This window comes from Sphingomonas sp. KRR8, assembly GCF_023559245.1.
Classification (GTDB): Bacteria; Pseudomonadota; Alphaproteobacteria; order Sphingomonadales; family Sphingomonadaceae; genus Sphingomicrobium.
Genome location: NZ_CP097462.1, coordinates 569,660 through 593,433, shown reverse-complemented (window position 1 = coordinate 593,433; position 23,774 = coordinate 569,660). Strand labels below are relative to the sequence as shown.

Annotated in this window: 18 protein-coding genes and 1 tRNA gene; 8 read left to right on the top strand and 11 right to left on the bottom strand. The window is 63.1% G+C overall.

What is annotated here, in order from left to right:
• Nucleotides 1-334: 334 nt before the first annotated feature.
• From M8312_RS03070 to M8312_RS03055, 4 genes are all read right to left on the bottom strand, one after another.
• Nucleotides 335-1,102 carry an SIMPL domain-containing protein gene (locus M8312_RS03070; protein ID WP_250118921.1) on the bottom strand — a complete coding sequence of 256 codons (768 nt, stop codon included), beginning with the start codon at nt 1,100-1,102 and terminating at the stop codon, nt 335-337.
• A 75-nt stretch (nt 1,103-1,177) separates the two neighbouring features.
• Nucleotides 1,178-2,233: an LLM class flavin-dependent oxidoreductase gene (locus tag M8312_RS03065; RefSeq protein WP_250118920.1), complete on the bottom strand. Its 1,056-nt coding sequence runs from the start codon at nt 2,231-2,233 to the stop codon at nt 1,178-1,180.
• Nucleotides 2,230-3,144: an ATP-grasp domain-containing protein gene (locus M8312_RS03060; RefSeq protein ID WP_250118919.1), complete on the bottom strand. Its 915-nt coding sequence runs from the start codon at nt 3,142-3,144 to the stop codon at nt 2,230-2,232. The genes M8312_RS03065 and M8312_RS03060 overlap by 4 nt, the downstream gene beginning before the upstream one ends.
• Nucleotides 3,145-3,266: 122 nt before the next feature.
• Nucleotides 3,267-5,756 carry a porin family protein gene (locus tag M8312_RS03055; protein ID WP_250118918.1) on the bottom strand — a complete coding sequence of 830 codons (2,490 nt, stop codon included), beginning with the start codon at nt 5,754-5,756 and terminating at the stop codon, nt 3,267-3,269.
• Nucleotides 5,757-5,894: 138 nt separating this feature from the next.
• On the opposite strand from M8312_RS03055, the gene M8312_RS03050 reads away from it, so the two are divergent.
• The 3 genes from M8312_RS03050 (at nt 5,895) to M8312_RS03040 (ending at nt 9,012) form a co-directional block, all read left to right on the top strand.
• Nucleotides 5,895-6,974, top strand: a complete 1,080-nt coding sequence (locus M8312_RS03050; protein WP_250118917.1) for a polysaccharide pyruvyl transferase family protein — start codon at nt 5,895-5,897, stop codon at nt 6,972-6,974.
• Between the two features lie 82 nt (nt 6,975-7,056).
• Entirely contained in the window at nt 7,057-8,349 is a 1,293-nt protein-coding gene (locus tag M8312_RS03045) for a Coenzyme F420 hydrogenase/dehydrogenase, beta subunit C-terminal domain (protein WP_250118916.1), read from the top strand.
• Between the two features lie 51 nt (nt 8,350-8,400).
• Nucleotides 8,401-9,012: a TetR/AcrR family transcriptional regulator gene (locus tag M8312_RS03040; protein ID WP_250118915.1), complete on the top strand. Its 612-nt coding sequence runs from the start codon at nt 8,401-8,403 to the stop codon at nt 9,010-9,012.
• Between the two features lie 317 nt (nt 9,013-9,329).
• Here the strand turns inward: M8312_RS03040 and M8312_RS03035 are convergent, their stop codons facing one another.
• From M8312_RS03035 to cpdR, 5 genes are all read right to left on the bottom strand, one after another.
• Complete coding sequence (locus M8312_RS03035) at nt 9,330-10,727, bottom strand: ammonium transporter (RefSeq protein ID WP_250118914.1); 1,398 nt, start codon at nt 10,725-10,727, stop codon at nt 9,330-9,332.
• A gap of 350 nt (nt 10,728-11,077) precedes the next feature.
• Nucleotides 11,078-12,997 carry a sulfate adenylyltransferase subunit CysN gene (cysN, locus tag M8312_RS03030; RefSeq protein WP_250118913.1) on the bottom strand — a complete coding sequence of 640 codons (1,920 nt, stop codon included), beginning with the start codon at nt 12,995-12,997 and terminating at the stop codon, nt 11,078-11,080.
• On the bottom strand, nt 12,997-13,908 hold the full coding sequence (gene cysD / locus M8312_RS03025) for a sulfate adenylyltransferase subunit CysD (RefSeq protein WP_250118912.1): 912 nt from the start codon (nt 13,906-13,908) through the stop codon (nt 12,997-12,999). The genes cysN and cysD overlap by 1 nt, the downstream gene beginning before the upstream one ends.
• Nucleotides 13,909-14,306: 398 nt before the next feature.
• Nucleotides 14,307-14,381, bottom strand: a tRNA-Val gene (locus M8312_RS03020).
• A 54-nt stretch (nt 14,382-14,435) separates the two neighbouring features.
• The gene (gene cpdR / locus M8312_RS03015) at nt 14,436-14,813 is read right to left on the bottom strand and encodes a cell cycle two-component system response regulator CpdR (protein ID WP_250118911.1); all 378 of its coding nucleotides are present in this window, start codon (nt 14,811-14,813) and stop codon (nt 14,436-14,438) included.
• Between the two features lie 170 nt (nt 14,814-14,983).
• Here cpdR and M8312_RS03010 point away from each other — a divergent pair, with 170 nt between their 5' ends.
• Nucleotides 14,984-15,829 carry an N-formylglutamate amidohydrolase gene (locus M8312_RS03010; protein WP_250118910.1) on the top strand — a complete coding sequence of 282 codons (846 nt, stop codon included), beginning with the start codon at nt 14,984-14,986 and terminating at the stop codon, nt 15,827-15,829.
• A 167-nt stretch (nt 15,830-15,996) separates the two neighbouring features.
• Here the strand turns inward: M8312_RS03010 and M8312_RS03005 are convergent, their stop codons facing one another.
• Entirely contained in the window at nt 15,997-16,794 is a 798-nt protein-coding gene (locus M8312_RS03005; RefSeq protein WP_250118909.1) for a SapC family protein, read from the bottom strand.
• A 147-nt stretch (nt 16,795-16,941) separates the two neighbouring features.
• On the opposite strand from M8312_RS03005, the gene M8312_RS03000 reads away from it, so the two are divergent.
• Together M8312_RS03000 and M8312_RS02995 are read left to right on the top strand one after the other, a co-directional pair.
• Nucleotides 16,942-17,367 (top strand): hypothetical protein, encoded by a 426-nt coding sequence (locus tag M8312_RS03000; protein ID WP_250118908.1) that lies wholly within the window; start codon nt 16,942-16,944, stop codon nt 17,365-17,367.
• Nucleotides 17,368-17,455: 88 nt separating this feature from the next.
• Nucleotides 17,456-18,889, top strand: a complete 1,434-nt coding sequence (locus M8312_RS02995) for a DEAD/DEAH box helicase (RefSeq protein WP_250118907.1) — start codon at nt 17,456-17,458, stop codon at nt 18,887-18,889.
• Here the strand turns inward: M8312_RS02995 and M8312_RS02990 are convergent, their stop codons facing one another.
• The gene (locus tag M8312_RS02990; protein ID WP_250119823.1) at nt 18,890-21,004 is read right to left on the bottom strand and encodes a ComEC/Rec2 family competence protein; all 2,115 of its coding nucleotides are present in this window, start codon (nt 21,002-21,004) and stop codon (nt 18,890-18,892) included. It abuts the gene before it with no gap.
• Nucleotides 21,005-21,060: 56 nt separating this feature from the next.
• Between M8312_RS02990 and gltX the strand changes: the two genes are divergently transcribed.
• Nucleotides 21,061-22,479, top strand: a complete 1,419-nt coding sequence (gene gltX, locus M8312_RS02985) for a glutamate--tRNA ligase (protein ID WP_250118906.1) — start codon at nt 21,061-21,063, stop codon at nt 22,477-22,479.
• The gene (locus M8312_RS02980; protein WP_250118905.1) at nt 22,479-23,765 is read left to right on the top strand and encodes a citrate synthase; all 1,287 of its coding nucleotides are present in this window, start codon (nt 22,479-22,481) and stop codon (nt 23,763-23,765) included. Before gltX ends, M8312_RS02980 begins: the two co-directional genes overlap by 1 nt.
• The last annotated feature ends 9 nt before the right edge of the window (nt 23,766-23,774 follow it).

The window sequence follows — 23,774 nt, the reverse complement described above, 5'->3', positions numbered from 1 at the left end:
CCTTTGCCCGCTCAACGCGGAAGCGGGCGATAAGAGGCAGGCCTGGTCGCCCGGTCGGCCAATTTCATCCGCGCTGCCCCTCGCGCTTGAACAATAGGATTTGGCATGGCTCATTGCCCGCGCGGTCGCCCGCATCTTTGACAGTGGAACAAGCGCCCAAGTGCCAAGGAAGTCACCGCTGCATCTTCCGATGAGGGTCACACCGGGGAAACTTGGAAACTTCCGCGACACGCGCCGCCCACCGCGGAAAACCGCCAAACCGTGCTTGTGGCGAACGGCTGGAAACACCCCCACCACGGAAACTTCGTGATCCGAACGAGCTGGGAGCGCCGCTTCAGCGCTCCATCCGATATTGGAGGGTCAACGTCACGCCGGTCTCGATCTGCCCCGGTGCAATCGCGCCGTCACGCTCCGGCGCGGGCGGCGGCGGCGGCGGCGGTGCTCCCGCTGACAGGATCCGGCTCCCCGTGACCACGATATCGGTCCCGCGATAGGATACGCCCTCCTGCACCGTCAGCAGGCTCACGCGGCTGAAGCCGGCGTTGCGGGCATATTCAGTCGCCTCGGCCACCCCGCGGGCCATCGCCTGCGTCCGTGCCCGGGCCCGGATCGGAAGCGGGTCGGCGATCTCGAAATAGGGTCCGTTGATCCCCGTCGCGCCGGCGCTGGTCAGCTTGTCGAGCAGCCCGGTCAGGCGGTCCAGGTCCCGGGTTTTGATGCGCACGCTGTTGCTCGCGACATATCCCCGGAACACCCGCTGCCCGCGCCCGCTCGTCGTGACATAATCATAGTCGGCGTTGAGCGAGATGCCTTGGGTCTGGATGTCCTTGTCGGCGATACCGGCCTGGCGAATCGCCGACAGCAGGGTCTCCGTCTTGGCGCGATTATCGGCCAGGGCGTCGGTCGCCTTGAGCGCCCGCCCCTCGGTCGAAATGGTCAGCGTTGCTTGGTCAGGCACGGTCCGAAGCTGCTCGCTGATCTGGAGCGTGATGACCGGATTGGCGGCAAGCTCGGCCGGGGCGGCCCCGATGATCTGGGCGGCTGCGGGACTGCTTGCCAGCAGCAGGGCCAGCGGCAGGAACGCGGACGCGGAACGGAACATGTCAATCTCCTCAGGAAGCAGTCCGAGGCTGCCTCAGCCGAGAGGGGCTGGCAAGCAGTCAGCCTGCCAAGGGAGTCACGAGTGCGGCGTGACCGCAGCCGATTGCCGCAGCGGTGCCATCACCTGGGCGGCGAAGCGATCCATTTCCTCAGCCTGCGGGCTCATCTGGAGAAGCAGGAGGTCGAGCCCCGCCCCTTCGTAATCCGCGATACGCTGCGTTACTTGCTCGGGCGTGCCGACCAAATTGGGGCGGAGCCCACGGTTGGAGACGCTGTATTCCTGAATCTTAAGCTCGCGCTCCAATTGGGTGCCCGACAGCCATTGGTCGAAATTGGCGAAACCCGCGGGCGGGCGGGCTGGCATCTGGGTGATGCGCTCCAGCTCCCGCTTCGCCTCTGCCTCGCTGTCCCGAACAATGGTGAAGGCGGCCATGCCATATTGCATGCGGCCAAATCCGATCTTGTGTCGCCGCTCTTCCATGTCGGCGACCTTGGGGGCGATCGCGTCCACCGCGTCACCGTGCATCACATAAGCGTCGCACTGGGCCGCGATCATGTTCTTGGCCGCCTCGCTCTCGCCGCCGGCATAGATGGTCGGGCGTGGTGTGCGGAGCGGTTTGGGCTCACAGATGGCATTGTCCAGCGTGTAGCGCTCACCAGTGAAGCTGAACCGTTTCTCGCGCCAAAGGCCGTCGACCACCTGCAACCACTCGGCGGTACGGCCGTAGCGGTCATCATGCGCGTCGAACTGCAAGCCGTAGCTGCGCGCTTCCTCGGCCCACCAGCTGGAGACCACGTTGAGTGCGAGCCGACCGCCGCTGATCCGGTCGATGTTGGCCGCCTGCTTCGCGAACAGTGCCGGCTGATGGAAGTTCGGGCGAACCGCCACCATCAGCTCGATAGTGTTGCTGACCGCCGCGAGCGCTGCGGCAGTGGACCAGGCATCCAGCGCCGGTTCCTCGACGCCCTTGATGTCATTGAGATTGAGTTCGGCAATGAGGGAGAGGTCCCAGCCAGTTTCTTCCGACCGCTGGGTCAGTCGCCGGACATAATCCCAGCTCGCCTCCATACCCTCGTCCGGCAGATTGCGCAGCCAGCCGCCGAACACCGGCATCCAGTAACCGAACCTCATGCCCGTGCCCTTTCGATCCGCGCCACGAGCATGTCGACCAGCTGCTCGTGCGGGTCCCAGCCAAGCACTTCCAGCGGCTTCGCCACGAAATTGGAGAGTGCGTTGAAATCATAGAATCGCGCGCTTCCGTCGCGATCGTCAATCACGACTTCCACGCCGCCGACGTCGAGCCCGCTGGCCTGGGCGACCTGCTCCGCTGCGGCGATCAGGTCGGGTTCGGGGTCGATTGCCTTCATGCGGATGGCCGCGCGACCGGGCTGTGCGATGCAGGCGTCCGCCGGGCACAGGTCGAAGGCTTCGCCGGTTGCGACTTCAAGCGCGTAGAGGAACTTGCCACCAAGCGTCTCCATCCGCACGACAGAGCCGTCGCGCGCAGGGACATAATCCTGAAGTAGCAACACATTGTCGATGGATGTTGGCACGGCACGATCAGTCACGGCGCTGGCGAGCTCGGCCGAAGCGTCGAAACGCATGATGCCTGCCCCAGCCCCACCGATATTGGCCTTGACCAATAGCGGATAGCTCATCCCTTCGGCAGCGCCGACCAGATCGGCGGCCCGGTGCACCACGCGCGTCGCCGGGATGGCGAGGCCAAGGGAGCGGAACAGCGAGAGTTGCCGCGCCTTGTTGCTGTCGAACGCAAGCACGTCGGGGCCGTTCAGGACATCCGCCCCACCGCGACGCCAATGGTCCAGCGCGGCCGCGGCATAGAAGATCGGGTGCTCGGGCTCTCGCAGGAATGCGGACATGGCCAAACGATTGAACACAACACTGGCCGGAGGCGGCGCGGCAAGGTCGAAATGGTGGTTGCCCCACTCAATGGCGCGATAGTCGATCCCACGCCGGTCGAGCGCAGCAAACAGTGGCTCGAACCAGCGCGGGTGTTCGTAGAGAATAGCAAGATCGGTCATGCGGGCGTCCATGTGCGGCGCTCCCCGGGGCTGTGCAATAAGTGTGCGCATGAAAGCATGCTCATGCTCCCGGAACCGCTCGGCCGTGCAAGTTCCTGCTTCCTCGAGCCCAAATTCCTCGCCTAACGCGATCCTGCGCCCTCAGCCGCGGCCCGGCGGAAGAAGGATGGCGGCGGCAGGAACAGCTTGCGGATGCTGATCGAGAAGGTGCGGCCCGTCGGGTTGAGCAGGTCGGGTTGGTAATTGATCGGCACGCCACCGGCCGCGTCACGCACCTGCTGCTTAGAATCGAACAAATTGCTGACGTTCAGGCGAAGCTGAACGCCGCGCAGCCACTGGTGCTTGAGCACCATATTCGGACGCTCACCCAAGTTGGCGAAGGCAGACACGTTGATCTGCGCAAGCGGCGAGAAATCGAGCGTGCTTGTCCCGCTTCGGACGGTGCCGCCATTCTGCCACGTTCCTGCCAGCCGGAGGCCGAGCCCGTTGTTGAAGTAGCCGCTATCCAGCTCGAGCTTGTGGCGCGGGCGGAAACCGCCGCTGACCAATTCACCGTTCAAATAGCTCAGCACTGGGCCGCCCGGTCCGATCTGCGCGTCGTCGCGGAACACCCAGGTATGATATACGGAAAGCTGCAAGCGGCCTCCCTGCCGGAAGTTGCCGCCGCCACGACCGCCGCCACCGAAGCCTCCTCCCCCGCCTCGCGGACCGCCGCCGGCGCCAGGAGGAGGACCGTCGCCACCGCCGCTGGGTCGCGCGCCGCCTGCGCCGCCCGGCGCAAGGCCGAACTGCCGGCGGAAAGCGTCGATCACCGCCTGGCTCGGACGTGCGGAGGTCAACGGTTTGGAAAAGTTGATCCCCCAGCGCAGCTCATCCCTGCTGGCGCGATAGAGGTTCACCGGAGTGACATCGACCCGCAGCAGATTGCCGGTTCCGGGATCCCGGGCGATGCGGCCGGGAAAGGCGTCCTGAACCGCCTGTGTCACGCCGGGGAAATCGCTGATGACGTTGCTGGAGCGCGTGTGGCTGTAGTCCGCGCGCAGGTTGATCTCCTTGTCCGCCCACGGCTTCCAAGTGAGCCCAAGTTTGGTCACATTGCGGCGGTCCGGAGTGAGCGCCGGATTCCCGCCGCTCACCACGTCCGCAATCACGGTAGTGTTGCGGACGAAGTCGAACACCCGGCTGCCGGGCGTGACCAGCTGTGGCTGCCCGAGCTGGTTGAGTGTCGGCGCGCCCTCGTCGTGGGTGAAGCTGGCGATGAAATTGAGCGGCACCGAGGGCGACCAGGAGAGGCCTGCTCCGATCGTGCTCAACGTCCCGACGTCCGAGAAATGCTCAACATCGCCGTTGACGTTGAGCGACAGATTGCCGAGCGCGTCGAAGCCCGACCGGCGCCGCGAGATTGGCAGGTCGAGGCTGAAGCCCGCATTGGCTGACTGGCGGGTGAGGGTCGGCGGGTTCAAGCTCACGCCCTGGCGTACGGACTCGCTGTTGATCCCCTCCGCCTCGGCACCGGCTTTGAGCGTAATCGCCAGATCACCGGCCGGAACCTTGAACAGACTGCCGTTCAACACCGCGTCGACATTGCCCGCGCGCGTCGTGAACCGCGCACGATCCAAATAGGCGCTCAGGCTCGTTGTCTCGCGGTCCGTCTGGGTCCGTGTACGGCTTGACTGATAGCCGCCGGTCAGTGACCAGCGCCAATCGTACTGGTTGCCGTTGACCGCAAAGTTGAGCTGTCCCGCCCGCGTGTTGCTGTGGCGGTTGAGGCCGATGCCTGAGGTGATCAGGGATGGTCCCAGGAGATTGTTTCCGCTCTGCTGCTGTACCTGCCCGTCGATGGTGGCGGAGGCCTTGCCCAACCCGAAATTATGGCTGCCCCCTACCCGCACCAGTTCCTGCGAGCCGACCAGCGTTCGGAAGGGGCGCGGGTCGACACCCGTCCCGCCGAACTGAATGAGGCGCTCATTCTCGGTGATCGCGCTATTGCCTTCGGTGTGCGCGTTAAGGGTGGTGCGAGTGGTCTTGCCGATCTGAAGCCGGGTGACATCAAGCTCACCGCTGCTGTTCCCGCCAGAGGTCGGGACCGTGCCTTCCGCCCGCACCGATGTGGAACGGAAGCGCGGCCTCAGTACGATGTTTACCACCCGTTGGTTGGCGCTGTAGCCGTATTTGAGCGCGACTTCCTCGGGCAGGATGTCGAGCCGGAGGATGGCTTCGGGCGGGAGATCGCGGATTTCGCGGAAGCCCGAGATGCGCCGCCCGTTGAGCAGCACCACCGGCTGCTCCCCGCCCCGCCCCCGCACGCTTCCGAGCTGCGGGCCAAGTTGCTGCAAGAGTTCGGCCACGCTGCTGGCGCCATAGGCCCGAATGTCGCGCGACGAGAGAGTGTTCTCGGGGGGAATGTCGCCGATCACTGCGGTCGGGTCCCGCCGTGCGACCACCGTGATCTCCGCCGCGTCCTCATCGTCCACTCCAGCTGTCGGGTTCTCCTGGCTTGGCGTGCGAGAGTCGGCGCTGGCAGGCGCCGGCGCTGCTGCGGGAGCGGGCTGGGCGGCGGCGGGAACGGCGAGCGCCGCGGCCGCGCTGGTGGTCAGCAGAAATCGGATCATGAGCGGGCCGCTACACTATCCACGCCTGAACGCATGGTGACCGGCGGATGAGCTTCGACCAGCGGGCGGCTCCCTCCGACCGAGGGATGGGAAGCGGCGGCAAGCCTCCCGTGGGAACCGAGCCGCCGCACCTCGCGTATGATGGGAATGGCAGGCAAGCAGCGCATTGGCGTTCTCACTTTTCATCGATGTATCAACTACGGTTCCTACTGGCAGGCGCGAGCCCTAGTCGAAGGCCTGCGCGAGCGCGGTCATGACGCGGAACTGCTCGATCATCGCAACGACCGCGTGACGTCCGCCGAATGGCGCTGCGCCTTTCAGCCCACGTTGCCGGAGCGTACGCCACGCGCGGATTTTCCGCTCTACGCCGCCAAGACCCGGCGCTTCCTTCAGGCCTTCAACCAGCTACCGGAGAGTGCGCCCTTCCCGCTCGATGCGCCAGCCCTGCCCCAAACCTATGATGCGGTGGTGGTCGGCAGCGACGAAGTCTGGAACCTGTCTCACCCCTGGTATGGCGGCAAGGAGATCTTCTACGGCCACGGCCTCGGCAGCGCGCGGCTGGTCTCCTATGCGGCCAGCTTTGGTAACTACAGCTGCCATTGGGGCATCTCCGACGAGTTGGCCGGACGCTTGAAGCGTTTCGACCAGCTCTCGGTCCGGGACGAGAACAGCTACTGGCTGGTTCAAGGCGCCACCCGCCGCGACCCGGCGATGGTGCTCGACCCCGTGCTGCAATGGCCCGACGTCAGCGCCGCGGAGCTGCCTTCGGACAGGCAGCCCTACGCTCTGCTGTACGGCCACGGCTTTCCGGATTGGTATCTGCAAGCTGTCCGGGTTGCCGCCGACAAGCGTGCCCTTCGACTGATCAGCATCGGCTACCGAACTGCGATCGCCGACGAGCAGCTGCTCGATGCTGGACCGCTGGAGTTCGCGCAGGTGATGGCGGGCGCTTCGGCGGTGGCGACCAACTTCTTCCACGGCAGCGTGTTCGCGCTGCGCCACAGCAAGCCGTTCGCCGCTGTGTCGACGCCGTACCGCCACAATAAGCTGCGGGACCTGACCACCGCGACCGGCTGCGAGGAGCGGCTGATATTGGAGGAGCCCGCCGAAGGGCTGATCGTCGACCTGCTCAGCCGCCCACCGGGCGAAGCGGTAGAGGCTCGCATCGCGGAACTACGCCGGCAATCGCACGCATTCCTCGACGGCGCCCTTGGCTGAGACCATGTCGCCCCGCGATCTCGTTCGGTCGGGCCTTTGCATCGGCTGCGGCAGTTGCGCGAGCGCGGATTCGCGAGGCTCGATGCGATGGAACCGCTTCCGCCAGCTGGAGCCGCACGGATCCGTCGACTGGTTCGAGCAGCCTTCAACCGACGTGGCGCGCCGCTGCCCCTTCTCCCCTGCCGCCGCGAACGAAAACATCATCGCCGACGAGCGCTTCCCGGCCGTTCCACGTGACGAAAGACTGGGCGCGCTGACCGGCTGCTTCGTCGGGCACGTCACCGAACCGGGCTTTCGCAACAACGGAAGTTCTGGCGGGCTGGTCAGCTGGGTGGCGGCCGAGCTGCTCCGCACAGGCGCGGTCGACGCGGTCGCGCACGTCGCCCCAACCCAACCCGACAGTGGCGGCTTTTTCGCCTACGGCCTGTCCCACAGCGTCGAGGAGCTCTTCGCTGGCGCCAAGTCACGCTACCACCCCGTGGAACTGAGCGGCATCCTGCGCACCATCCGTGCAAAGCCGGGCCGATACGCCATCGTTGGCATTCCCTGCTTCATCAAGGCCGTGCACCTGGCTAGGAAGGCCGAACCGTCGTTGGCAGAGCGCATCACCCACACGCTGGGCCTGTTCTGCGGGCACATGAAAAGCGCGCGCTTCGTCGAGAGCTTTGCCTGGCAACTCCACACTCCGATGCCGGAGGTCCGCGCGGTCGATTATCGGGTGAAAGATGAAGGACGCCCGGCCAACTGGTACCGAGCGCAGCTGACACTTGCGGATGGGTCGCAACGGGCTGAGGACTGGTGGCGGCTGGCGGACGGCGACTGGGGCGCCGGTTTCTTCCAGTCCGAAGCGTGCAACTGGTGCGACGATGTAGCCGCGGAAACCGCCGACGTCGCCTTTGGTGACGCCTGGGTGGAACCATACAGCAGCGACGGCCGCGGTACGAATGTGGTGGTGACCCGCAACGCGGAGATGCTGGCGATGCTGAAGGCCGGCAGCGCCGATGGTCGCCTCGCGTTGACGCCAGTTGATGCCGACTTCGTGGCCGACACGCAGGCCGCCGGCTTCCGCCATCGCCATGAGGGCCTCGCCTATCGGCTGGGCTGGAGGTCCACGCGCCGCAAACCGGTTCAACCGCGCAAGCGCGTAGCGCCTGGTGGCAGTAGCCTGCCGCTGCGCCGTAAATTGGTCTATCGCACGCGCGCAGCCATCGCCCGCTGGAGCCATCGTCTTTCCTGGGCGGCGCACCGGTTGGACTGGCCTGCTTTATACCTGCGCCCTGCTCGCGCCGGCCTTGCCCTGTATGGCGCACTTGCCTGGGGGCATGGGCGGCTTGGCAAGGTTGCCGACCGCTGGTTAGGTGCTGCCCGGCGGTAGGCTAGGTTGTTCACTGGACATCAAGCACTTAGACAATATATACCGACCGATATGGAAACTGTCCTGCATCGTGCCTGCAAGGGCCGACCCCGCGAGTTCGATGTCGACGAGGCATTGGCGGCGGCGCTGCGCGTCTTCTGGCAGAAGGGCTATGAAGGCACCTCGCTGACGGACCTGACCGACGCGATGGGGATCACCCGGCCCAGCCTGTATGCCGCCTTCGGCAATAAGGAATCGCTCTTTCGCAAGGCGCTCGATCTCTATGAGCGTGAAAAGCTGTCGTATATCGGCGAAGCGCTTGCCGCCCCCACGTCGCGCGGCGTGGCCGAGCGGCTACTGAGGGGCGCGCTCGAGATGCAGACCAGCGAGTGTGAGCCGCGCGGGTGCCTGCGGGTGATCAGTTCGGTGACCTGCGGTGCAGAGGCCGAGTCGGTACGTGCCGACTTACAGGCGCGCCGAGTGTCGTCGCAGCAGGCTCTGGTTGACCGCATGGAGCGGGCAAAAGCCGAGGGGGACCTTCCGCCGGGCACCGACGTCCAGGGCATCACCAATTACCTTCTCGCCATCCTCCAGGGCATGTCTGTCCAGGCCGGCAGCGGGGCAAGCAAGTCGCAGCTTGAGGAAGTGGTCCGTACCAGCCTCGCGATGTGGCCCGGGCGATAATACTTTAGATCTTCGATTTGTATGATCCTCAAAGGCACAGCGCTGCCTCGCTCGTGCGAGCGGATAATGCTTACTCGGCCGCGCGGGGTCGGCGCCGTCCCTTTCCGCGGCTGGTCAGATGGAACAGTCGGCACTTGTCGCAGCGATATGGCCACAGCTGGAGTGCGGCTTTGCTAGCCGCGTCGAAAGCATCCTCTTCGAATCTATAGGACGTTTTCCGCCGACAAATGCTGAGCCGCGTTCGCACCGGGACCCGATAGCAGCTTGAACGTCCCAAAGAAGCTCAGCGTTGGTAAGAGGCGACGCCAGGCCGATGATCAAAGATTATACGCGCGTTCCCCGTGCGCGCTGATGTCCAGCCCCTCGCGCTCAGCATCTTTCGAGGGACGTAGGCCAATCGTCTTCTCGATGGCCGCGAAAAGCAGCGCGGAAAGGCCGCCGGACCACAGCAAGGTGAATGCCACGGCCTTCATCTGCGTCAGCACCTGCGAGCCCATGTGAAAGGTGCCTGGCGCGGCCGGGAGCACATTATAGTCGAGCACCCCCTGCCCTCCGAGCGCAGGAGACGCGACAATGCCGGTCCCGATCGCTCCCACAATCCCGCCGATGCAGTGAACGCCAAACACGTCGAGGGTATCGTCATAACCGAAGCGGTTTTTGACCTTCGTGACGAACAAGAAGCAGACGGCGGACGCGACCGCGCCGAGCACGATGGACGTGCTCGGCGCTCCATAGCCGGCGGCTGGCGTGATCGCGACAAGTCCGGCAACGGCTCCGGTGGCTCCACCGAGCAGGGACGACTTCCCGTGCAGCAGTTGCTCAAGCGCCGCCCAAGCCAGCGCCGCTCCCGCCGCCGCCACGAAGGTGTTGATGAATGCCAAGGCAGCCACGCCGTTCGCCTCCAGATTGGAGCCCGCATTGAACCCAAACCAGCCCACCCAGAGCAGCGAGGCGCCGATCATGGTCATGACCAACGAATGCGGCGGCAGTGGTTCGCGCTGATAGCCAAGCCGCTTGCCGATAACGAGGCAGCCGACCAAGCCCGCAATACCAGCATTGATGTGAACTACTGTTCCACCGGCAAAATCAAGTGCACCCCAGCCGAACAGAAGACCATGATCGGCGGGGTTGCTCGGCTGGGCATCGGGGCCCGCCCAATACCAAGCCATGTGCGCCACCGGAAAGTAGACGACGGTCAGCCACATCACAACGAACAGCATCAGCGGCCAGAACCGAACCCGCTCCGCGAAGGCGCCGACGATGAGCGCCGGAGTGATGCATGCGAAGGTCATCTGAAAGGCGATGAAGGCATATTCAGGGACGTACACGCCATTCGAGAAAGTCGCAGCTAAGCTCGTCGCATCGACGCCGTGAAGAAACGCTTTCGATAAGCCGCCAATGAACTCGTTTCCGCCGGTGAACGCCAAGCTGTAGCCCCAGCCGATCCAGACAAGCGAGGCGATGGCCACAATGGTCAGCACCTGCATCAGCACGGAAAGCATGTTCTTCGCCCGAACGAGGCCGCCATAGAACAAGGCAAGTCCCGGAATGGCCATGAGAAGCACAAGGGCGGACGAGACGAGCAGCCAGGCTGTGTCGCCCTTGTTTGAGGCGGGGATGATCGATGCGTGATCCTGCGCAAAAGCGGGAGCGGCCACAATCGAAGCGAGCAAGATCCCGCTGCCGAGCCGGCGAATCCGCTTGGCGACAATCATGCGTCCACCCCCCTCAGAGTGCATCATCGCCGGTGTGCGGTACGGACCGACGCTTGCTCAATCCCAAGTGATGGCCGCCGCTGTTGCGGCGCACAAGCGCCGGTGGGCTGATGAGATTATTTCACCGGGAAACGGTCGGATTGCACATTTTGGATGCTTGCGATGCGAGGATTGCGGCAGGTTCAAGGGTTGGAGTTTACTGGTTTGGGTCAGCGCATGGCCGGCAATGTGGCCCTCTGCATACCGCAGCACACTCCCCCAATCGCCTCACTCCAAGGCCCCCCTCGCGAAACTGCGGCGGTTCATTGTGCGACGCAGCAAGGACACGGAAGTTCTTTACCAGCGCCCGGCTAGGGGATGAGCCGATCGATGATCAGGTCAGCAGCCTGCTCGGGCGTCACCGTTGTCGTGTCGATCCTGATGTCCGGAGCAATGGGCGCCTCATAAGGACTGTCGATCCCCGTGAAGTTCTTCAGTTGGCCAGCCCGGGCCTTCTTGTAGAGTCCTTTCACATCCCGCGCCTCCGCCTCCTGCAGAGGCGTGTCGACATGGATTTCGAAAAACTCGCCGGGTGCCATCATTTGGCGGACCATCTCGCGCTCGGCCCGGAAGGGCGAGATGAAGGCCGCGATCACGATAACGCCGGCATCCGTCATGAGCTTGGCAACTTCGCCAACACGGCGAATGTTCTCGACGCGATCGGCATCCGTGAAGCCGAGATCCTTGTTCAGCCCATGACGCACATTGTCACCGTCCAGCAGGAAGGTGTGCCGATTCATCCGTGACAGCTTTTTCTCGACCAGGTTGGCGATGGTCGATTTGCCCGCACCCGACAGGCCCGTGAACCAGAGCACCGCGGGTTTCTGGTTCTTCAGCTCAGCGCGGCGTTCACGTGTAACATCAAGCGCTTGCCAGTGAACGTTCTGTGCGCGTCTCAGGGAGAAGTGGGTCATCCCCGCCGCGACTGTCGCATTGGACAGCTTGTCGATGAGGATGAACCCGCCCAGCGAGCGGTTCTCCGCATACGGCTCGAACACAAGGGGATGATCGGTCGTAAGGTTGGCGACGCCGATTGCATTGAGCCCCAGCGTCTTGGCTGCAAGATGCTCCATCGTGTTGATGTTGATCTGATATTTGGGCTGCTGGATGGTCGCGCCGACCGTCTGCGTGGCCAGCTTCAGCCAGTAGGACCGGCCTGGCAGCATCTCCTCGTCGGCCATCCAGACGATGGTCGCCTCGAACTGATCGGCAACTTGCGGCGGTGTTTCCGCCGTCGCAATCACATCGCCGCGGGAGCAGTCTATTTCGTCGGACAGCGTCAAGGTCACAGACTGTCCCGCAACGGCTCGCTCCAGATCCCCATCCAGCGTGACAATGCGTTCAATCGCCGACGTCTTGCCCCCGGGCAAAACCCGTATGTCCTGCCCGACCGCGATCATTCCCGAAGAAACAAGACCTGAGAAACCACGAAAGTCGAGATTAGGGCGGTTCACCCATTGAACGGGCATTCGGAAAGGCTTTTCCTGGTCGGCGGACTGATCGAGCTCGACAGTCTCGAGATGATCGATCAGCGTGGGTCCGTCGTACCAGGGCATGTTCAGCGAAAGCCTGGCAACATTGTCGCCCTTGAAGCTAGAGATTGGAATGGCGACGAAGCGCTCGATACCAATCGACGCCGCAAACCCCTCATAATCGGCGATGATCTTGTGGAACGCCGCCTGATCGTAACCGATGAGGTCCATCTTATTTACAGCTACGACGATGTTACGAATGCCAATCAGGTGGGCAAGGTAACTATGCCGTCGCGTCTGCGTCAGGACGCCCTTGCGGGCATCGATAAGGATAACGGCAAGGTCGGCGGTAGACGCGCCCGTCACCATGTTGCGGGTATATTGCTCGTGGCCCGGCGTGTCCGCGACGATGAACTTGCGCTTCTCAGTGTTGAAGAAGCGATAGGCGACGTCGATCGTGATGCCCTGCTCACGCTCCGCCGCAAGGCCGTCAACCAGCAGCGCAAAGTCGATGTCCTGGCCTTGGGTCCCGATCCTTTTGGAATCCGAACGAAGCGCTTCTAGCTGATCCTCGAAGATCATCTTCGAATCGTAGAGCAGCCTGCCGATCAGCGTCGATTTTCCGTCATCGACCGACCCGCAGGTGATGAACCTCAGCATAGTCTTGTGCTGATGGCCTTCAAGATAAGCGTCGATGTCCCGGGCAACCAGCTCGTCCATGACGTAGGATTGGTCTGCGGTGGTGACCTGCTCGGGCATCAAAAATACCCCTGCCGCTTCTTCACTTCCATGCCTGCGCCGCCGGCGTCTTTGTCGATGACCCGCCCCTGCCGTTCGCTGGTAGTAGTGAGCAGGGTCTCCTGAATCACTTCGGGCAGGGTGCTGGCCGTGCTCTCGACCGCACCCGTCAGCGGAAAGCAGCCAAGTGTGCGGAAGCGCACCGAACGTTCCGTGATCTCGGGGCGGTAGCCCAGCACGTGCTCCAGACGCTCGACGTCATCAGCCATGAACAGCTGGCCGTCCCACTCGTAGGTTGGCCGCACCGCCGCGAAGTAGAGGGGAACAATCTCAATGCCGTTGAGATGGATATATTGCCAGATGTCGAGCTCAGTCCAGTTCGAAATCGGGAAGACGCGGATGGACTCCCTCTTCTTCTTCTTGGCATTGTATAGATTCCAGAGTTCAGGCCGCTGGTTCTTCGGATCCCAACCGTGACTTGCCGATCGGAATGAAAAGATGCGCTCCTTCGCGCGGCTCTTTTCCTCGTCACGCCTTGCGCCCCCAAATGCCACGTCGAAGCCGTGCAGATCGAGGGCCTGCTTCAGACCTTCCGTTTTCCACATATCCGTGTGGACGGCGCCGTCTTTGAAGGGGTTGATTTCCCGCTCCTTCGCTTCGGGATTTTGATAGACCAGCAATTCCATGCCGCTCTCGCGAGCCATTCGGTCGCGCAATTCGTACATGGCCCTGAACTTCCAGGTCGTATCAACATGTAGCAGCGGGAACGGCGGCGGAGAGGGGTAGAAAGCCTTGCGGGCGAGATGCAGCATCACGGCCGAGTCCTTACCGACGGAATATAGCATCACCGGCTTTTCCGCTTCCGCGACCACTTCGCGTATGATGTGAATGCTCTCGGCTTCGAGCCTTTCGAGGTGCGTGAGAGTCTTCAAAGTGGTCGCTCCAAGCGGGTTACATGGCTGGCCACCGCCAAGCGATCAAAGAGACAACGGCGGGTGATCCCTCCTAGCAGTATCAGAGGCACCGCCGAAAACCATTCTCCCGCGCAAGAGGCATTCCCCGAAGAATGCGAGACAAACTGCGTCAGTGGGGATGTAGCCTACGCGGTCTTGTCCGGGGAAACTGTCGCCATCTGGCTGCCGATCACTTGAGCCCCCAAGAGCACATGGTCCACGTCCGAATGCGAGAAGCGACAAAACTGCTCTGAACGCCTGGAAAGATTCCGACCAGACGCGGCCCTACCTTCGGGTCGTCATCGGACCTTCGCGGGGGTGGTTGCAACAGTTCAGCTGCCGCAGGGTGGCCTGAGTCCCCGTTCTGACAGGGAAAATGGTGGGCGTGGCAAGGATTGAACTTGCGACCCCTGCGATGTCAACACAGTGCTCTACCACTGAGCTACACGCCCACTCGACGGGCCAACTAGTCGGACTTGGGCAGGCGCGCAACCCGTTTTACGAGGTTACAGGCGTCCGTGCTGGTCTTCGGTCTGGAAGATGCGATCAACCTCAGCGACAAGGTCCTTGAGGTGGAAGGGCTTGCTCAGCAGCTTCGCTTCCGGAGCCGTGCGGCCGCTTTGCAGTGCCACTGCCGCAAAGCCGGTGATGAACATCACGCGGATCGCCGGGTCAATGACCGCGGCCTTCTGCGCCAGCTCGATGCCATCCATCTCAGGCATCACGATATCTGTCAGGAGCAGATCGAAACGCCCCACCTCGAGCAACGGCATGGCCTCCGTTCCACAACCAACGGCGGAGACGTCGTAACCAACGCGAGTGAGGGCGCGCGCCAGATACTCGCGCATCGAAGTGTCATCTTCGGCCAGCAGGATTCGAAACATGGTGACCACTCCTATGCGCCTGCTGCTTAACATTTTCCATGCCTTGTAGTGCCTTCGCCAAAGCTACGAGGTGAATGGACGGAAAAGTCGGGCGCAGAAGAATGGCAACGGCTTGGCTGATCACCCGTTATGACAAGTGAGCAACAGTGATTCGATAAGCGCGGGAATCGATGAGCATCTTAGCAACGCCTCCCGACATCAGGCCAGGAACCGGTCGGTGGCCCATCGTTCTTTCGGTCCCGCATGCAGGCACCGATTACTCCCCGGCGCTCCTCGCGGAGGCACGACAGGGTCGGCATGTCCTTCAAACCTTGGAAGATCCGCTGGTCGATCGGCTGATCTGGCGGGCGGCGGCGCTCGGCATCGCGGCTGTCATTGCCCGCGCACCGAGGGCGCTCATCGACTGCAATCGCGGACCGCTGGAAATGGCTACAGACCTCGTGGACTCGGGGCCGGATCACGACCCGGGGGCGCGCGCTCGAGGAGGCCTAGGCCTCGTGCCGACGCGAACTCCACGGCACGGCGACTTATGGCGCCGACCGCTCACTCGGGCGGATATTCGGTCGCGATTGGAGCAGGCCTGGAGCCCCTACCACGTTCAACTCTCCAAGCAGCTGCAACTGGCTCAGCAGCGTCATGGGGAGATCTTGCTGCTGGACGTGCATTCGATGCCGGCTCGTCCGTCCGCTCTCGCACCGCTCGTGGTTGGAGACCGCCATGGCCGAAGCGCTGCCGCATGGGTGGGCGACCTCATCCGTCGAACCGCGCAGGACTCGGGTTACGCGGCAACCTTCAATGATCCCTACGCGGGCGGTCACGTCGTCGAACGCCACGGCCAGCCGAGCGCTGGCGTGCACGCCCTGCAGCTCGAACTGGATCGTGGCTGTTATCTGGCCGCGGACGGCCGATCACCTGGCCCGGGTTTCGACCGGACGGCACGGCTGATTGAGCGTCTGGCTCGTGTCGCTGGCGAGGAATTGCTCAATCGGCAGGCGCAAGCCGTGGCGGCGGAATAAAAAACGGCCACCTTGCGCGAAGCAAGGTGGCCGTATTCAGGAAGGAACGCACCTCAGCGAAGCGGCGCGTTGGCCGGACCGCGAAGGGGGGACGCGGCCCGGCCACCATTACATGGGAAGCAGGCCGTAGAGTCCAAGACCCTTCGCAGTATTCCGGCGCGCAAGGATCACGACTGGGCGGAAGAGGCCTGCGGCTGCAGCTGCGCCGGGACCGGCCCGGTGCCCTGCTGCACCTGGCGGCTGAACAGGTCGCGGACTTGGCCAAGACTGAACAGGTGCGCATAGAGCAGCGGCAACATGCCGTTCTGGTTCATCTTGCGAAGCTCGTCGCCCCGCGCCTCACGGAATTTCTCTTCATCGATCATCTGGAAGCCGCGATAGACGAACGGCTGATCGGAGCCTTCCGGCTGGATGGCGACTTCCCCGTCCATCAGGAGCCCCGACTTCTTTAGTTCCTCCATGAAGAACTGGGTGCGCTGACCGGCCTGTTCGAACTGCTCGCAGAACTCGAGAATGGCCTTGGTCGACTCGCTCGGCTGGTCGCCGTCGAACAGCGGTTGCCCTTCCGCGAAGTCACCAATCGCATTGGCGGTCGGATCGAAACAGAGGGAGAGTTCGTCGCTGTCAGGCGACAGACGGGCTAGCAGGAACGGATAGCGACGAAGGTATGCCGGCATGTAAACGCTGCTGTCGAGCGGCTTGCCGTCCTTGTCGACGAATGTGTTGAGGCCCTCATTGAGGGCCATCAGCGCCAGCGGAACTGGTTCGTCACCGACCGAGAAGATGATCGGATAATGGCGCTGCGCCGCAGCGAACTCGTCGACCGTGAGAGGAATGGCGTGGACTTGAGCAAGCGCAGGCAAGGTCTCGATCCCGCGGACCTTGAGGCTGCCGTGCGCCTGGCTGTTGAGCGGCTCAAGCTGGTTGTAGAGGATCGGCAGCGCAGTCGGCGCGGCAGTCGCCATGATCAAAAAACTCCTGGAAAAAGCCCGGTACGGACGCGGCTCGCGCTCTAAAAGCGCTTGCCGCGTCTGGCAAGGGTGGCAGGGTTCATCGAATGTTCAACGGCTTGCAACGAAGCGGGACAATCGCTTCCTGCTTGGTTTTGCCAGTTGTTCCTATCCGCCTACCCTCTTTTCTCGGCTATCCTGGCGCTGTTCGCAGCGCCACCCGAGGCGGTGAGCGTTTCGCGAGTGACGATCAGCGAGGAAGTTGTCATGCGGATTCCGGTGATCCGCCCGCACTTCGCCTGGCCGATCCGCTGGGAGGAGACGAAAGGCCCCCGCTGCATCAAGAGCGACAATATCCTGGCGACTGCGCTTGCGGACGACGGCAGCATCGACTTCCTGATGCGCTCGCGTGAACGCATTCGAGCACGTCTCGAAAACCAGTGTCCAACCCTTGATTTCTATGGCGGCCTGTACCTTCAGTCGGCCGACGGCTCGATCTGTGCGCGCCGCGACGAGGTGCGCAGCCGCATCGGTGGAGCGTGCGCGATTGAGCGCTTTCGACGCATGGTCCCCCACCCCATTCGCTAGCGATTCCTTGACTTTTCGCGCCTCCTCCCGCACGGCGCGAAGCGCCCGGAGCGATTAGCGCTCATGCGGGATTACTCCGGATATTTTCATGAACTTTGCCGATCTCGGCCTTTCTGACGAACTGCTGCGCGCTGTCGACGACAGTGGCTACTCCGAAGCGACCCCCATTCAGGAGAAGGCAATCCCCTCGGTCCTGATGGGCCGTGACCTCATTGGTATCGCCCAGACCGGGACCGGCAAGACCGCGGCCTTCGTGCTGCCGATGATCGACATCCTTGGGAACGGCCGCAGCCGGGCAAGAATGCCGCGCTCGCTGATCCTGGAGCCGACCCGCGAACTGGCCGCTCAAGTTGCCGAGAACTTCGAAAAGTACGGCAAGTATCATAAGCTTTCGATGGCGCTGCTGATTGGTGGCGTGCAGATGGGCGATCAAATCAAGGCGCTTGAAAAGGGCGTCGATGTGCTGATCGCGACGCCTGGCCGTCTGATGGACCTGTTCAGCCGTGGCAAGATCTTGCTGACCGGCTGCAACCTGCTCGTCATCGACGAGGCGGACCGGATGCTCGACATGGGGTTCATCCCTGACATCGAGGAGATCGCCTCGCGACTCCCCAAGCAGCGGCAAACCCTGCTGTTCTCGGCAACCATGCCGCCGCCAATTCAAAAGCTGGCCGCGAAATTTCTGTCGGAGCCGAAGACGGTAGAGGTTGCCCGGCCGGCGACTGCCAACGTCAACATCGATCAGAAGGTCATCGAGGTTCGCTCCGACAAAAAGCGTGACGTGCTTCGAGAACTGCTTCGTGGTGAGGGTGTCAAGAACGCCATCATCTTCAGCAATCGCAAGACGATGGTTCGCGAACTTTACACGAGTTTGAAGCGGTCAGGTTTCGCTGTCGGACAGATTCATGGTGACATGGAGCAATCGGATCGCATCGCCGAGTTCGACCGCTTCAAGAATGATAAGATCACTGTTCTGGTCGCTTCCGACGTTGCGGCACGAGGCCTCGACGTGCGCGGCGTCAGTCATGTGATCAACTTCGACGTACCGTGGCAGCCCGATGATTACGTTCACCGCATCGGCCGCACCGGTCGCGCAGGCGCCAAGGGCACGGCCATTACGCTCGCGACCAGGGAAGATGCCGAGGCGCTTGGGCGGATCGAACATCTGACCGGCACCAAGATACCGCGGATTACGCTCGGAGATGCTCCCCTGTCCGAGGTGGCGGCAGAGACTGAAGACAAGGCGCAGCGCCGGAGCCGCAAGCCCGCTGGAGAAGAAAAGGCGCCTCGACGCGGCCGGAGCAAGGCGGCGGAGCCGAAGCGAGAACCTGCGGCCGCTCAAACTGAGCGCTCACCGCTGGAAGACGCGCCGATCGAGAAGAAGCCGCGGCGGGAACGCGCCCGCACTGAGCGGGACCGTGCCGAAGATGCTCGCCCGAGAGCCGAACCGGCAATCGAGGATGCAGGCGAAGGCGGCTGGAATGGTCCCCTCCCGAGCTTTCTTTCGGTGAGTCTCAGCTAATCAGGGCGACGCACTCCAAGGGTGACCGGCGATTTCGCTGGCCACCGTGCTCAGTTCTGGCTCCACTCCCAACTTGATCGTCAGCCCCCCTGTTCTTGCAAGCTCCCGTGCGCCCAGCCGCAGGGAGCGGGCGTGGCAGGCCTGCGGAAGGCGGCGGTCGGCGATCACGATGTCGGCGTTCGTGCACGCGGCGGTCAGCTCATTCCATTCCAGCTTCTGGCCGGAGCGTACGGCCAGCACCGTCCAACGTCGCTCACCACGATCCAGTATGGCGATGCAGCTATCGAGACTGCATCTGGCCGCTGGCCAATCGTCGAGAGCTGGAAGCTCACCGTCGAACGCCGCGGTTTCGCCAAGCAGCCCGCGAATATAATCTTTCGCACGTTCTCGAAGCAGAAACGGAGTGCCGTCTTCAGCCACGATCGCGAGGTGGCGGCCATCGCCGGTTACCAGCAGGTCGGGACGAGGGCTTGAGAGCGCCGCCGCAGCGCCCGCTAGAATGGGGACAACCCCCGCAACCCGCACCCTTCCCTCGCGCCAGATTGCCAGCCACAGGCCGCCGAGTACCATTGCCGCAAAGGCCCAGTCGGGCATCTGCGGGCGTAGCGCCACTGAACCGGGCGCTTCTGCGGCGGCATGAGCAATCCAAAGCAGCAGGCTGATTGCCCATCCGGTGGCCTGCCAGAAGGGCCAGCCGCAGCCGACGACGTCGAACAGCAACGCCGCAGCTTCCAAGGGCATGATGGCGAAAGTGGTAAGCGGTATGGCGAGGAGGTTGGCAAAGACCCCATAGAGGCCCTCGCGATGGAAGTGGAACAACGCGAAGGGCATAAGCGCCAGTTCGATTGCGAGCCCGGTCATAAGCAACTCGGCAACGTGCCTGATCGCTCGCCTCGAGAGCCCGTCTTCCCGCACTTCGACGAAGCGCTTGAACCAGGGCCAGCTGAACAGCGCGACCAACGTCGTTACCGCTGCAAAACTGAGCTGGAAACTCGGCCCGTAGAGCGACTCCGGTCGCAGCATCAGGATCAGCAACGCCGCCGTGGCGATCATACGAAGGCTGATGGCCTCTCTGCCAAGCGCCGTTCCGGCCAGAACCAGCAGCGCGCCCAGACAGCTGCGGACCGTGGGCACCTGCATCCCCGTCAGCAGCGTGTAGCCAATTCCGGCGAGCGCACCTGCACCGGCGGCAATCAGCACGAGGTTGAACCGCAATGCCAGTCGCTCCGACAAGGACAATAGGCGCAAGGCAACGAAGAAGGTTGCGCCTATCGCCGCCGCGATATGCAAGCCACTGACCGAAAGCAGATGCGCCAAGCCCGACCGCCGCATTGCATCTGCGTCGGACTGGGGCAGTGCCCCCTGATCCCCGGTGACCAGCGCGGTGGCGATGCCGCCTTCGCTGGCGTTGAGCTGAGCACGAACGTGCCGATCCAGCCGCGCACGCCACTGGTCAAGGCCTGAAGCCTCCTGCGCTGGACTGAGCAGGACGACAGGGCCAAGAGCCTTGCCCATGCCCCCAATGCCTGAAAACCAGAAGTCACGGGCGTAATCATGCGCTCCGGGCAGCGGCATCTGCATCGGGCCGGTCAGCCGAGCCTTCACGCTCAGGTGGGCGCCTCCCTCCAGACCCGCAGGCACATTCTTGCTGTCGACATTGAGACGAACCAGCGGCGGCAGTAACGGATCGTCGGGACGGATCAGCAGTCGCACTAGGTCACGTGCTGGCAGCGGCTCTATGCTGCCGACGGTGCCAGTGAGTGTCAGGATCACCGGACGGTCGAGGCGGATGGTGGCAACGCTCTCGGCCCGCCACCAAACGAGGGTCAGGCCGATCGCCAGGCCCAGTGCACAGCCCACCACCGCCCGGCGTGTTCGCCCTCCAAGCGCCATTCCTGCAAGACACAAGCCGGCCGCGAGCCACATCGCCGCGATCCAGCTTCGCAGACCCGGAAGGATCAGCCAAAGCGCAATGCCGCCGCCCACACTGACGACCCACCAGAGGGGGAGTGCCTCACGCTCCCGATCGAGAAACGATTCCGCACTTGCGAAGAGCGCTCGGACGCGCCAGTGCGGGAGCACCGGAGCCCATCGCCCAAAGGTGGTGACTTGCACGCGCAAGGTCTCACTTCCATGGCGATCCGGCACCGACATCAAAGAGGAAAGCCCGCTTGAGCGCAAGCTCCGTCGTCACCCGCTTCGCCCCCTCGCCGACCGGCTTCCTGCACATCGGCGGCGCTCGAACGGCATTGTTCAATTGGCTCTTCGCAAGGGCGAACGGAGGCAAGTTCCTCCTTCGCATCGAGGACACTGACAAGGCGCGCTCCACCAAGCCCGCGATCGACGCGATTCTTGACGGGATGCGCTGGCTGAACCTCGATTGGGACGGTCACGAATATTATCAATCGCAGTTCTGGGCTCGCCATGCCGAAGTCGCGCATGCATTGCTTGCCAAGGGTCAGGCTTATCGCTGCTATCTGACGCAGGAGCAGCTTCAGGCTCAACGCGAGGCAGCTCAGGCGGAACGCCGCCCTTTCCGGATTCGCAGCGAATGGCGCGATGTCATCGAGCCACAGGGCGACAAGCCCTTCGTTGTACGTCTCCGCGCGCCGCAGAAAGGCGAAACGGTGATCGAAGACCAGGTGCAAGGTCGGGTCACGGTGCAGAATGCAGAGCTGGATGACTTCGTCCTGCTTCGTTCGGACGGAACCCCCACCTATATGCTGGCGGTGGTGGTCGACGACCATGACATGGGCGTCACCCACGTCATCCGCGGCGACGATCACCTCAACAATGCCTTTCGTCAGCTGGCGATCATCAAGGCGATGGGCTGGCCCGAGCCGGTCTACGCGCACGTCCCGCTGATCCACGGCTCAGATGGCGCCAAGCTCAGCAAACGCCATGGGGCACTTGGTGTCGACGCTTACCGCGACGAACTCGGCATCCTTCCCGAGGCGCTCAACAACTATCTGCTCCGGCTCGGCTGGGGTCATGGGGATGATGAGATCATCAGCCGTGAGCAGGCGATCGAGTGGTTCAGCCTCGACCATGTCGGAAAGTCGCCCTCTCGCTTCGACCTCAAGAAGCTTGAGAACCTCAATGGCCATTATATTCGCAGTGCCGACGACGCACGGCTCGCAGTGCTCGTGGCCGCTCGCCGCGAGGGCATGAGCGCGGACGACTTGGCGCTTCTCGAGCGGGCGCTGCCCGAGCTCAAGGCGCGGGCGAAGGACCTGAACGAGCTCGCTAGCGGGGCTGAATTCCTGTTCGCCAAGCGGCCGCTCGCAATCGAGGAAAAGGCTGCGGAGCTGTTGAGCGATCAAGGCCGGTCGCTGCTTGCCGATAGCTATGCAGCCCTCGCGCGGCTCGGTGAATGGAACCATGATTCCACTGAGGCCGCTATAAAGACGGTAGCCGAACAAGCGGGGCTCAAGCTGGGAAAAGTTGCCCAGCCATTGCGCGCCGCCTTGACCGGCCGGACCACCAGCCCAGGCATTTTTGACGTGCTCGTGCTGTTGGGGCAGGGCGAAAGCCTGGCCCGGATCGAAGACCAGATGCCCAGGAACAATCCCCAGACGGAGCGCAATTGATGTCGGACAAGACTGCAACGCTGAACCTCGAGGGCAAGGATCTCTCGATGGCTGTGCTGAGCGGCAGCGTCGGACCGGACGTGGTCGACATCCGCAAGCTGTATGGCGCGACCGGTGCCTTCACCTACGATCCCGGCTTCACCTCAACCGCCAGCTGCAGCAGCGCCATCACCTACATCGACGGTGAGGCCGGCGTCCTGCTGCATCGCGGCTATCCGATTGACCAGCTGGCGGAGCAGTCGAGCTTCATGGAGGTTTCCTACCTTCTACTCCATGGCGAGCTGCCGACCAAGGACGAGCTCGACAAGTTCACCTACACGATCAGCCGCCACACCATGGTGCATGAGCAGCTGGCGACCTTCTTCCGGGGCTTCCGCCGCGACGCGCACCCCATGGCGATCATGTGCGGCGTGGTGGGTGCGCTCTCGTCATTCTACCACGACAGCACGGACATCACCGATCCCAAGCAGCGAGAGATCGCGTCGCACCGACTAATCGCCAAGATGCCAACGATTGCTGCCATGGCGCACAAGTACAGCATCGGGCAGCCGTTCCTCTATCCAGACAATTCGCTCAGCTACACCGGCAACTTCCTGCGGATGACCTTCGGCGTCCCGGCGGAGGAATATGTCGTCAATCCGATCATTGAGCGGGCGATGGATCGGATATTCATCCTCCACGCCGATCATGAGCAGAATGCGTCGACCTCGACGGTTCGCTTGGCTGGCTCCTCTGGCGCCAACCCGTTCGCCTGTATGGCGGCTGGCATCGCCTGCCTGTGGGGTCCCGCGCACGGCGGCGCCAACGAAGCAGCGCTCAATATGCTGCGCGAGATCGGCGACGTGAAGCGCATCCCCGAGTACATCGCCCGTGCCAAGGACAAGGACGATCCCTTCCGGTTGATGGGATTCGGCCACCGGGTCTATAAGAATTTCGACCCGCGCGCGAAGGTGATGAAGCAGACCGCCGACGAGGTTTTGAAGGAACTCAACATCTCCGATCCGGTGCTTGACGTCGCCAAGGAGCTGGAGCGGATCGCATTGAGCGACGAATACTTCATCGAGAAGAAGCTCTACCCGAACGTCGACTTCTACTCAGGCGTCATATTGAACGCGATCGGCTTCCCGACCGAGATGTTCACTGCCCTGTTCGCGCTCGCCCGCACCGTCGGTTGGGTCGCGCAATGGAACGAGATGATCTCCGACCCCGAACAGAAGATCGGTCGTCCGCGCCAGCTTTACGTCGGTGCGACCCAGCGCGATTACGTGCCGGTCAGCGGCCGCTAGGCGATAATC

Coding starts and splice junctions, on each gene's coding strand:
- M8312_RS03040 (WP_250118915.1), top strand. CDS start 8,401: ATGGAAACTGTCCTGCATCGTGCCTGCAAGGGCCGACCCCGCGAGTTC.
- M8312_RS03065 (WP_250118920.1), bottom strand. CDS start 2,233: ATGAGGTTCGGTTACTGGATGCCGGTGTTCGGCGGCTGGCTGCGCAAT.
- M8312_RS03070 (WP_250118921.1), bottom strand. CDS start 1,102: ATGTTCCGTTCCGCGTCCGCGTTCCTGCCGCTGGCCCTGCTGCTGGCA.
- M8312_RS03050 (WP_250118917.1), top strand. CDS start 5,895: ATGATGGGAATGGCAGGCAAGCAGCGCATTGGCGTTCTCACTTTTCAT.
- cpdR (WP_250118911.1), bottom strand. CDS start 14,813: ATGTTTCGAATCCTGCTGGCCGAAGATGACACTTCGATGCGCGAGTAT.
- M8312_RS03005 (WP_250118909.1), bottom strand. CDS start 16,794: ATGGCGACTGCCGCGCCGACTGCGCTGCCGATCCTCTACAACCAGCTT.
- M8312_RS03060 (WP_250118919.1), bottom strand. CDS start 3,144: ATGACCGATCTTGCTATTCTCTACGAACACCCGCGCTGGTTCGAGCCA.
- M8312_RS03010 (WP_250118910.1), top strand. CDS start 14,984: ATGAGCATCTTAGCAACGCCTCCCGACATCAGGCCAGGAACCGGTCGG.
- M8312_RS03035 (WP_250118914.1), bottom strand. CDS start 10,727: ATGATTGTCGCCAAGCGGATTCGCCGGCTCGGCAGCGGGATCTTGCTC.
- cysN (WP_250118913.1), bottom strand. CDS start 12,997: ATGCCCGAGCAGGTCACCACCGCAGACCAATCCTACGTCATGGACGAG.
- M8312_RS02995 (WP_250118907.1), top strand. CDS start 17,456: ATGAACTTTGCCGATCTCGGCCTTTCTGACGAACTGCTGCGCGCTGTC.
- M8312_RS03045 (WP_250118916.1), top strand. CDS start 7,057: ATGCGATGGAACCGCTTCCGCCAGCTGGAGCCGCACGGATCCGTCGAC.
- M8312_RS03055 (WP_250118918.1), bottom strand. CDS start 5,756: ATGATCCGATTTCTGCTGACCACCAGCGCGGCCGCGGCGCTCGCCGTT.
- M8312_RS02980 (WP_250118905.1), top strand. CDS start 22,479: ATGTCGGACAAGACTGCAACGCTGAACCTCGAGGGCAAGGATCTCTCG.